Origin of the sequence: Polyangium sorediatum, from assembly GCF_029946465.1 — a bacterium.
GTDB classification, from domain to species: Bacteria; Myxococcota_A; Polyangia; order Polyangiales; family Polyangiaceae; genus Polyangium; species Polyangium fumosum.
Genome location: NZ_JARZHI010000139.1, coordinates 1 through 9,732 on the forward strand (window position 1 = coordinate 1; position 9,732 = coordinate 9,732).

Below are 9,732 nucleotides of genomic sequence, written 5' to 3' on the forward strand. Positions count from 1 at the left end.
CTGCGGCCGCGCCGAGCCCTGGACCCGGGACCGCGCCCGCCACCGCGAAGACGGCGACGGCCGCGCCCACGGCCGCGCCCACGGCGACGGCGAGCGCCGCGGCCGCGTCCGGCGAGCCGGGCTTCTTGACGATCGTGTGCAACCCGTTCTGCGACGACGTGCTCGACAACGGGCGCTCGCTCGGCCCCTCGCCGATCGTGCACATCTCGGTCAAGCCGGGCTCGCACCGGGTCACGCTCAAGAAGGGCGACATGACGAAGGTCATCTCGGTCATCGTCGTGTCCGGCCAGGTGACGGCGCAACGCGTGTCGATGAAGTGAGACGAACCGGGCCGCTCGCTCCGAAGACGGGGCGGGCGGTGCACGTGCGTTCGTCGTGACGTAGTCTCCGTCGATGCCGCACGGAACGCGTCCCGCTGGAAAGCCGGACCGCAGGGACAAACAGGCGAGGCCGAAACAGGCGCTTCGCCCGGAGATCCTGCACATCGAAAACCTGGCCGCAGGTGGAGCGGGCGTGGCTCGGCTCGCCGATCGCACGGCCGTCTTCGTGCCGGGCACCGCGCCGGGCGAGCGCGTGGAGGCCGAGGTCGACAGGAACACGCGACCCGCGCGCGGGCGCCTGCTGCGGGTGATCGAGGCGAGCCCCGATCGCGTGGATCCGACGTGCTTGCACGTGGACGCGTGTGGTGGCTGCGACTTCATGCACCTCTCGCCGCGCGCGCAGGAAGCGGCGCACGCGGAGATCGTCCGGAGCGCGGTCGCGCATGCAACCGGCGAGGCGCCGCCCGCGATCCACGTGCACGCCGCGCCCGAGCCGCTCGGCTACCGCACGCGCGCGCGGCTCTACGTGCGCGGCGAGCGAGGTCGGGTGCGGATCGGGTATCGCGCCCCGGGCTCGCACACGCTCGTCGCCACGCCGACCTGCATCGTGCTCGCGTCGTCGATCGCCGGCGCGCTCGACGAGATCCCGGCGGCGCTCGCGGGCTCGATGGGTGAGGGCGACGTGCAGGTCGCGCGAGGCGCGGGCGGGCGGCTCGTCGTGGATGTGACGTGGCGCGGCGAGATCGCGCCCGCGGCGTGGACCGCGATCGATCGGCGTGTCGCGGAGGGCACGTGGGCCGGCGCGCGCGTGCGCATGGAGGGCGCGAAGACGCCGGCCGTGTTCGGGGATCCGCGGCCGGTGCTCGAAGGCGCGGACGGCGCGCCGCTCGTCATCGCGGCCGGATCGTTCGCACAGAGCTCGGATCACGGCGCGACGCTGCTCGCTCGGCGCGTGGCGGAGCTCGCCCGCGCGGACGTCGATGCGTCGCGGGAAGGCGCAGACGAAGCGACGAACGGGCACGTCCTCGAGCTCTTCGCCGGCAGCGGCACGCTCTCGATCCTGCTCGCGCGTGGGGCGGCGTCGTTCGTCGCGGTCGAGTCGGACGAGGGCGCTGCGCGCTCGGCCCGCGAGAACCTCGCGGCGCGGGATCTCGTGGGCAAGGTCGTCGCCACCGACGCGGACGCTTACCCGGTTCCGCCGCGCGTGGACGTCGTCGTGCTCGATCCGCCGCGGGCCGGCGCGGAGGGCGCGACGGCTGCGATCGCGGCCTCGCGCGTGCAACGCATCGTCTACGTCGCGTGTGATCCGGCCACGCTCGCGCGGGACCTCGGCGTGCTCTCACGCGCGGGCTTTTCGCTCACGCACCTGGAGACGGTCGAGCTCTTCCCGCAGACGAGCCACGTCGAGACCGTGGCCCGCCTCGTGCGTCGCCGCGGGGCGCGTTGAGCGCTCGCGTGCGCTACGCTCTCGCCGGATGATCCACACCGTCGACGAACGGCTCCGGCAGGAGGCGCGCCGCTTTCGCCTCGTGTTCACGTGCGGCGACTGCGCGCAATACGACCCGGAGGGCGATCGTTGCTCGCTCGGGTATCCGCACGTCATGCACAAGGAGCCCGATCTCGATGCGCGTGACGAGGTCGTCTTCTGCAAGGCCTTCGAGCTCCGTTGACCAAGCCCTCGCACCCGCCTTCGTTACGACGCCTCGCGGAGCGCACCATCCGCGACGAAGCGCTCTTCGATCGCGGCGATCGCGTGCTCGTCGCCTGCTCGGGTGGCCCCGACTCGACGGCGCTGCTCCACGTGCTCGCGCTGCTCCGCCGCACGATCGGCCACGACGTGGTGGGGCACGGGATCGATCATGGATTGCGCCCCGAGGCGCGGGACGAACTCGCGCTCGCGGCCGAGCTCGCCGACAAGCTCGGTGTTCCTTTCGAGGTCACGCGGCTCGACGTCGAGCCGGGGGGAAACCTCCAGGCGCGGGCCCGCGAGGCGCGTCATCGGGCGCTGCAGGACGCCGCGGCGCGGCGCGGCGCCGCCGTGATCGCCACGGGCCACACGGCCGACGACAAGGCCGAGACGGTCCTCCTCCGCTTGCTCCGTGGCGCGGGCCCGCGTGGGCTCGCCGTGCTCGAACCACGCGCGCCTGCGCCCGTACCGCCGAGCGGCGGAGGCACGCCGCGCGACCTCGTGCGCCCGCTCGTCCGGGCGCGCCGGGCCGACGTCCTGCTTCACCTCGATCGCCACGCGATCGCCCACGCCCGCGACCCTTCCAACCTCGACCCTCGATTCACGCGTGTCCGGGTGCGCCGCGAGCTGATTCCCCTGATGGAGGAATTATCACCGCGGATCATCGACCATCTCTGTGCCCTCGCGGACATGCTGAACGACGTCCGTCCGGAGGAGGACCCGATGAGCGAGCTCGGCCGGGCACAACGCAGGACGATCGAAAAAGCCCAAAAAAAGGGCGTTCGGATTGTGAAGATTCGTATGAAGGGGGGACGAGAGCTCGACGTGACCTTCCCATCCGGGAAGATCGTCCTTAACGAAAAGAAATGATCAAGCTGCGTCGCTACCGAATGGACGGCGCGGCTTGGCTTCCATCGACGGGCATGCCACCGCGTGGCATGCTGCCGCAAAGAAGCGTTACATTTGGACGCAGTCTGCTCGTCCCGAGGAGATCGGGCCGGGCAACCCGAGGATCCTCGTGAAGCAATCGCACAAGACGCTCCTCCTTTGGGTCCTGCTGATCATGATGTTCCTCGTGATCTGGCAGTTCCTGAGCCCCGATCGCCCGCCCGCGACGCAGGTCGCGTTCAGCGAGTTCATGGGCCAGGTTCAGGCCGATCGCGAGAAGGACCCGCACGTCGACTCCGTCTCGATCAAGGATCGTGAATACACGTTCTGGGTCAAGGACCCGAAGAGCAACTCGAAGGTCAAAAAGGTCACGATCGGCCCGGACAACGCCGACGAGATCACGAAGACGCTGGTCGACAACAAGGTCGCCGTCACCTTCGAGAAAGAGGACGCGTCGCCGTTCTGGTCGGGCGCGCTCGTGACCATCCTGCCGATGGTCTTCCTCCTCGTCATGTTTTACCTGTTCATGCGGCAGCTCCAGGCGGGCGGCGGCAAGGCGATGAGCTTCGGCAAATCGCGCGCGCGGCTGCTCTCGGAGTCGCAGAACAAGGTGACGTTCGCGGACGTCGCGGGCATCGACGAGGCGAAGGACGAGCTCGAAGAGATCATCGCCTTCCTCAAGGATCCCAAGAAGTTTCAGAAGCTCGGCGGCCGCATCCCCAAGGGCGTGCTCATGATGGGCCCGCCTGGCACGGGCAAGACGCTGCTCGCGAAGGCCATCGCGGGCGAGGCGGGCGTGCCGTTCTTCTCGATCTCGGGCTCGGACTTCGTCGAGATGTTCGTGGGCGTCGGCGCGAGCCGCGTGCGTGACCTGTTCGAGCAGGGCAAGAAGCACGCGCCCTGCATCATCTTCATCGACGAGATCGACGCCGTCGGCCGGCACCGCGGCGCGGGCCTCGGCGGCGGTCACGACGAGCGCGAGCAGACGCTGAACCAGCTCCTCGTCGAGATGGACGGCTTCGAGTCGAACGAGGGCGTGATCATCATCGCCGCGACGAACCGCCCGGACGTCCTCGACCCCGCGATCCTGCGGCCCGGCCGCTTCGATCGGCGCATCGTGGTGAATCGCCCGGACGTGCGTGGCCGCGAGGGCATCCTTCGCGTGCACACGAAGAAGGTGCCGCTCGGTCCGGACGTCGACCTCGAGATCATCTCGCGCGGCACGCCCGGGTTCGTCGGGGCCGACCTCGAAAACCTCGTCAACGAGGCCGCGCTGCTCGCCGCGCGCCAGGACAAGGACCTCGTCTCGATGGTCGACTTCGAGATGGCCAAGGACAAGGTCCTCATGGGCACCGAGCGCCGCAGCATGGTGATCAGCGAGGAGGAGCGGAAGACGACGGCGTGGCACGAGGCCGGCCACGCGCTCGTGGCGAAGCTGCTCGAAAAGAACGCCGACCCCGTGCACAAGGTGACGATCATCCCGCGCGGCCCGGCGCTCGGCATCACGCAGCAGCTCCCGAAGGAAGACCGCCTGAGCATGTCGCGCGACTTCGCGAAGGCGCGCCTCGCGGTGCTGATGGGCGGCCGCGTCGCCGAGGAGATCGTCTTCGGCCAGTTCACGACGGGCGCGGGCAACGACATCAAGCAAGCGTCGAACCTCGCGCGCCGCATGGTGACCGAGTTCGGCATGAGCGACGTCATCGGCCCGATCTCGTACGCCGCGAACGAGGAGAGCGTGTTCCTCGGCCGCGACTTCACGAGCCAGCGCCGCGACTACTCGGAGACGGTCGCCAACCAGATCGACGACGAGGTCCGCAAGTTCGTGTTCGACGGCCACGCCGAGGCGCGCCGCCTGCTCGACGAGCACCGCGAGGCGCTCGACAAGCTGGCGAACGCCCTGCTCGAGCGCGAGACGCTCGACGCCGAGGAGGTCGACGCGATCGTGGGCGGGCGCGAGCTTCCCGAGCGGCAGAAGGTCGTCATCCCGACCTACGCCGACCGCGAGCGCGCCGCGAAGGAGAAGCGCCGCGCCGCCAGCATCTTCGGCGCGCCGAAGCCGGCTCCGAGCACGTGAGGCGCAGGGCGATCCCGGCCCTCGTCGCCGCGGCGTTCGCCCTGCCCGTCCCCTCCCCCCTCTCCGAAGCTCCCCTCCCACCCCCACGCAAAAGCACCGCCGCCGTGATCGACGCGGCGGCGCTTGCTCCATCGCTCGATCCACGCCCCGTGGATCCCGCAGCGGATGCACCTCCCGCGAAGAAGTCACTCGCGACGATCGTGCACGGTCACACGCAGGAGACACTCGCGCTCACCGAGGACGAACCCACGATCGAGCGTTTCTCCACGTTCCTCGCGGACCATGGCTACGAGCAGGAGACGCGCATCGATCCACGCCTGCTCGATCTGCTTCGTACGATCGCGAAGAAACACGAGGGCACGCGGATCGAGATCGTGAGCGGCTACCGGAGCCCCAAGCGCAACGAGGTGATGCGCAAGAAGGGCCGGCACGTCGCGTCGCACAGCCAGCACACGCTCGGCATGGCGATCGATTTCCGCGTCGAGGGGCTCGCCGTCCCGAAGCTCGCCGCCGAGATCCTGCAGGCGAAGTGGCAAGGCGGGCTCGGCACCTACGCGGGGAAACGCGACAGGTTCGTGCACGTCGACACGGGGCCGAAGCGGCGCTGGAGCGGGTTCTAGAGCGCCGAAAGGTTCGGCGCTCTGCGAAATCGCGAAGCGAGCTCGCCTCGGGGGGTGAATCGGCCGGGCTTGCCTGGACGAGAGGGGGACGCGAGGCGTCCCCCTCGGGTCTAAGGCGCGCGCAGCACGGCCTGGAGATAGGCGAAGTGCTGCATGTCGGGCTGGCCGCGGCTCGATGCCTGGAGGATGTTCCGCGCGCCTTCGCCCGTCAGGAAGAGGCCATAGGAGGCCTCGATCACGAGCGGATCCCAGACGCGCAGGCCCACCGTGGCGTCGATCTGGTGGCCGAGGACGCGCGACTCGTTCGTGGCCGAAGCGCCGATCGGAGTGAGCGACGCGCTCGTCCAGCGGCCCTTCGGGTTGGCGAGCCCGACGAAGCGGTAGCCGAGGTTCACCGACAGCGTGTCGGTCGGGCGCATCGAGACGTCGCCGCCGACTTCGATGAGGTTCGACCACGCGTAGAGGCCCATGCGGCCGTGCATCGGGCGCTCTTCGGGGAGGATGGGATCGAAGCGCGTCTGCACGGCGAGCGGGTCGGTGCTGCCGCTGTCGCCGGAGGCGTACGCGCCCGACGCGCCGAACGTGAGGTGCCACGGCAGCGCCGTCTCCCACGCGACGCGCGCGGCGAGCGCGAAGGCGCGCAGATCGCGGTTCGCGCCGAAGCTCGAAATGCGGCCGAGCTCGTACGCGCCTTCGACGGCGTACCGAACGCCGCGGTAGTCCCCGGACAGGCGCGCGTCGATCACGTACGTGTCGCTCGGCGTGAGGTCGATGGCGACGGGCGGGCGCACGATCCGCGCGAGCGCCGTCACGTCGATCGCGAGCAGCGGGAAGATGCGAAAGACCGCGTGTGCGCCGTAGAGCTGGCTGCCCGTCTGCGGCTGGATCGTCGTCGTGGGCACCGTGCTGCTGTCCGTGCTCCCCGTCGATCCCCCTCCCGCCGCGCCGCCGAGAGTGCCGAGCCCCCCGAACGGCGACGTTCCGATGAGCGCCGCGAGCAGCTCGACGTCGATGTCCTTCCAGGACAAACCGAGCCGCGCCGCGTCGAGCGATCGCGGCCGTTGCGTGAAATCGCTCTCGCCGACGAGACGCCCGTCGCCCCACACGACGCGCTGGCGGCCGAGGCGGAACCACAGCCGGCGGTTCTTGCGATGCACGTCGAGGTACGCCTCGAAGAGCCCGAGGCCCGCGCCGAGCTGGCTGCCTTGCAGCGTGCTGTACCCCATGGAGCCCGCAATCGGCCGCGCGTCCTGCAGCACGATCGCCGCCGTCACCGGGCCTCGATCCACCGCGAGGCCGAGCCGCGCGCGGCTCGTCGCCGCCCACTGCGACGCGTAGATCGGCGTCATGTAGGTCGGCGCGTCGAAGCGCGGCGGCAGGTTCGAGCCGTACGCGTCTTCGAGCACCGCCCCGCGCGTGAAGTTCACGCCGCCGATGTCGAACGGATCGGTGCGGAACTCGCCGCGCACGCGCAGCTCGAACGAGGGGCGGAAGGTGAAGGACCCGACCGGGATCGACTCGGGCAGCGGCGTCGCCTGCGCCTCTGCGGCAGGGCTCGCGAGCGAGAGCGCGAGCGCGGCCGCCGCGGCGAAAACGTGGGGTCTCAATTTCGTCATGTCAGGGCTCGAAATCGTCGCTCGGCTTGGGCTTCGGCGCCGGGGATCCTCCCGCGGGCGCGCCTCCGCCGCCACCCCCACCGCCGGGCCGCGGGCGCGCCGCCTTGCCGGTGAACTTCGCGAGCGCCGTGTCGGCCGCGCCGGTCTCCAGCGCCATCGCCAGGCCCACGACGAACGACGACGCGAGCCCCGCCTCTGTCGTCGCGCGCCCGCGCAGCTCGGCGAGCACGATCCGGGCGCCTTCGAGCTCGCGCGGGGCGTCGCCCGATTTCGCCGCGGGCGTCGCGGACAGCTCCGTCCGTTTCGTGTCGAGGAACCGCGCGCGTTGTTCGAGCTCGCCCATGCGCCGCGCCACGTCGAGCGACGCCTTCACCGATTGCTCCACGGCCTTCGCGAGCGCCTCGGGATCCTCGCTCGTCTTGCCTCGCTTCTGCGCGAGCACGAGGAGCTTCGCGTCGGGCGTCAGCTCGAGGTGCAGCGACGTGCCCGCCTCGTCGAGCGTCTTCGCCTTCTTCGCGGCCGCCTCCAGCGCCGCCCCGGCTTCGGCCGTCTCCGCGAGGCCGAGCGCCTTCACGAGATCGGCGCGCGCGGCCTTCCGATCACTCTCGGCGCGATCGACCTCGCCGCGCAGCGCGACGACGGACTTGAAGAAGTCGTCGAGCGCGGCCTCCTTCGTGGTGATCGCCTTGCCCTGCTCGATCTGCGACAACGAGGGCCCACACGCGGGCAGCGAGGACAGGCTCGCCGCCACGACGAAGGCCCACGCGAACGCTCGCCTCGACGACACTCTCATCCGCACTGGAGCACGCCTCCCCAAAGCTCGTAGCTCGACTTGCCCCTCTGGAGGAACACCGCGGTCACGTACGCGCCCGCCACCGCGGCCATGCCCTGACCGAAGTTGCCCGCGGGCGGCGAGAGCGCGATCGGATCCCCCACCGGCACGAAATCCGGGCCGAGCGTCTGCGCACGCACGGCGCGCGCGCCCGCCGATCCTTCGGTCCAGATGAGCACCCATCGGCCGTCCGGCAGGCCCGCGATCCCGGGCGCAAATGCGTCGCCGCCGGGGCCTCCGGCCGGCAGCTCGATCACCTCGGTCGACGCCGGGATCGATCCCACGGGCGCGTGGCCGAGCCGGATCTTCCACGGGCTCTGATCGTCCTGACGATCGGCGAACAGGATCGCGACCTCGCGGCCGTTCCATCCGCTCATCGGCTTGCCCACCTGCCCGCCGGATCCGACGACCTTCACGAGCTCGCCGATCGGCTTGCGATCCGGGCCGATGAAGCCGCCCATGACCACGCCGTCGCGCCGGAACGAGAGCGCATAACCCTTGTCGTCCGCGACCACCACGCGCGCAGCGTCGAGCGGATCCGCCCCCGCGATCGGCCAGAGCGCTTGCGGCGCGGCGTCGACACGATCCGCCGTCGCGAGGCTGCCGTCGGCGACGCCCAGGAAAAACGGCGTGGACGCGGGCACCTGCACGATCGACTTGAGCGCGCCCGGCGCCTCCTTCGCGGCGACGAAGTACCCCTTGTCGGTCCCGGTCGGCGCGACGCGATCGATATCGCCGCTGACCTTCTCGACGAAGCCTTCGTTCACCTGGCCGCTCGACGGCGTGACCTCGATGCCGACGGCCTCGTCCGAGCTCTTCGCGTAGCCGATCGAGACGTTGCCCGAGGCGAGCGGCAAGAGCTCGAAGGGGACCTTGTTCGAGACGACGGGCGCCCAGCGCACGGGCTGCTTGGCCACCCAGCAAGGCTTCGGCGGCTGCGGCAAGGCGTCGCGGATCTCGCGCACCGTGTTCGCCAGGGCCGAACGCGCGCCGCCGCCGGCCACCGTCGGCTTGACCGAGCAACGACCCACGAAAAACGCCGAGATCACCATCATCACGAGCAAACCGCTGCTCGTGGCGATCACCTTCAAAGGCAACGTGCTCGACGCTTGCTCGGGCGACACGGCGCGCAGCCCGTCCGACGTCGCGTCGAGCGCGGCGCGTCCACGCGGCGAGTCCGTGTACGGGAGCGGCGCGTTCGGCCCCGCGCCGACGATCTCCACCGCAGGCGGCGGCGCCCCGCGGAACGAGCCCTCGTCCATCGCCGAGGGCAACGTCGTCGTCTCCCCGGACGAACCCCGCGCGGCCGCTTCTTTTTCGGGCAGCGGCGCCGTCGAAGGATCGGCGAGCAGCCCGTCGATCCGGATCGTCCGCGTCACCTCGTGCGGGAACTTCACCGCGCCCGCCATCGACGGGCCGGTGTACCCGCCGCTGCTGGGGAGATCGGGCGGAAGGATCACGGGCGCGCTGGTGTACACACCGCTGCTGGAGAGATCGGGCGGCAGGATCGCGGTCGTGCTCGGCTCGCGCGGAGGCGGCGCCGGGGGCAGCTCGTCGACGCGGGAGGGCGCCGTCACGGGCGCGAGCTCGGCCGGCGACGCGACCTCGGACGGCGGCATGGCGGGCGGCGGCTCGGTCGCGGCGAGCGGCCGAGCCGCGGCGGCCGCAGGCGAATCGGCCGGCGGTTGCGCGGCA

The 9,732-nt window shown here is 70.9% G+C and carries 8 protein-coding genes and 1 pseudogene; 6 read left to right on the forward strand and 3 right to left on the reverse strand.

Going from position 1 to position 9,732, the window contains the following annotated elements; translation table 11 throughout:
• The 6 genes from QHF89_RS49155 to QHF89_RS49180 all read left to right on the forward strand — a co-directional run.
• Positions 1 to 320: hypothetical protein (locus tag QHF89_RS49155; protein ID WP_425440861.1), on the forward strand; the 320-nt coding region annotated here is incomplete at its 5' end.
• A 73-nt stretch (positions 321 to 393) separates the two neighbouring features.
• Complete coding sequence (locus tag QHF89_RS49160) at positions 394 to 1,767, forward strand: class I SAM-dependent RNA methyltransferase (RefSeq protein WP_136970669.1); 1,374 nt, start codon at positions 394 to 396, stop codon at positions 1,765 to 1,767.
• Positions 1,768 to 1,795: 28 nt separating this feature from the next.
• On the forward strand, positions 1,796 to 1,990 hold the full coding sequence (locus tag QHF89_RS49165) for a hypothetical protein (RefSeq protein ID WP_136930347.1): 195 nt from the start codon (positions 1,796 to 1,798) through the stop codon (positions 1,988 to 1,990).
• Positions 1,987 to 2,877, forward strand: a complete 891-nt coding sequence (gene tilS / locus QHF89_RS49170) for a tRNA lysidine(34) synthetase TilS (RefSeq protein ID WP_284721991.1) — start codon at positions 1,987 to 1,989, stop codon at positions 2,875 to 2,877. The genes QHF89_RS49165 and tilS overlap by 4 nt, the downstream gene beginning before the upstream one ends.
• Positions 2,878 to 3,025: 148 nt before the next feature.
• Positions 3,026 to 4,969: an ATP-dependent zinc metalloprotease FtsH gene (gene ftsH / locus QHF89_RS49175; RefSeq protein ID WP_136970671.1), complete on the forward strand. Its 1,944-nt coding sequence runs from the start codon at positions 3,026 to 3,028 to the stop codon at positions 4,967 to 4,969.
• On the forward strand, positions 4,966 to 5,589 hold the full coding sequence (locus tag QHF89_RS49180; protein ID WP_136970672.1) for a YcbK family protein: 624 nt from the start codon (positions 4,966 to 4,968) through the stop codon (positions 5,587 to 5,589). The genes ftsH and QHF89_RS49180 overlap by 4 nt, the downstream gene beginning before the upstream one ends.
• 110 nt (positions 5,590 to 5,699) lie before the next feature.
• Here QHF89_RS49180 and QHF89_RS49185 read toward each other — a convergent pair whose 3' ends face one another.
• The 3 genes and pseudogenes from QHF89_RS49185 to QHF89_RS49195 all read right to left on the reverse strand — a co-directional run.
• Positions 5,700 to 7,205 (reverse strand): alginate export family protein, encoded by a 1,506-nt coding sequence (locus QHF89_RS49185; RefSeq protein ID WP_136970673.1) that lies wholly within the window; start codon positions 7,203 to 7,205, stop codon positions 5,700 to 5,702.
• A gap of 1 nt (position 7,206) precedes the next feature.
• The gene (locus tag QHF89_RS49190) at positions 7,207 to 7,992 is read right to left on the reverse strand and encodes a hypothetical protein (protein ID WP_136970674.1); all 786 of its coding nucleotides are present in this window, start codon (positions 7,990 to 7,992) and stop codon (positions 7,207 to 7,209) included.
• 2 nt (positions 7,993 to 7,994) lie between these two features.
• Positions 7,995 to 9,732: pseudogene (locus QHF89_RS49195) on the reverse strand (hypothetical protein); the annotation flags it as partial.

Bases quoted from the DNA above. Each gene is read 5' to 3' on its own strand.
- QHF89_RS49160 (WP_136970669.1), top strand. From the start codon at position 394: ATGCCGCACGGAACGCGTCCCGCTGGAAAGCCGGACCGCAGGGACAAA.
- QHF89_RS49165 (WP_136930347.1), top strand. From the start codon at position 1,796: ATGATCCACACCGTCGACGAACGGCTCCGGCAGGAGGCGCGCCGCTTT.
- QHF89_RS49185 (WP_136970673.1), bottom strand. From the start codon at position 7,205: ATGACGAAATTGAGACCCCACGTTTTCGCCGCGGCGGCCGCGCTCGCG.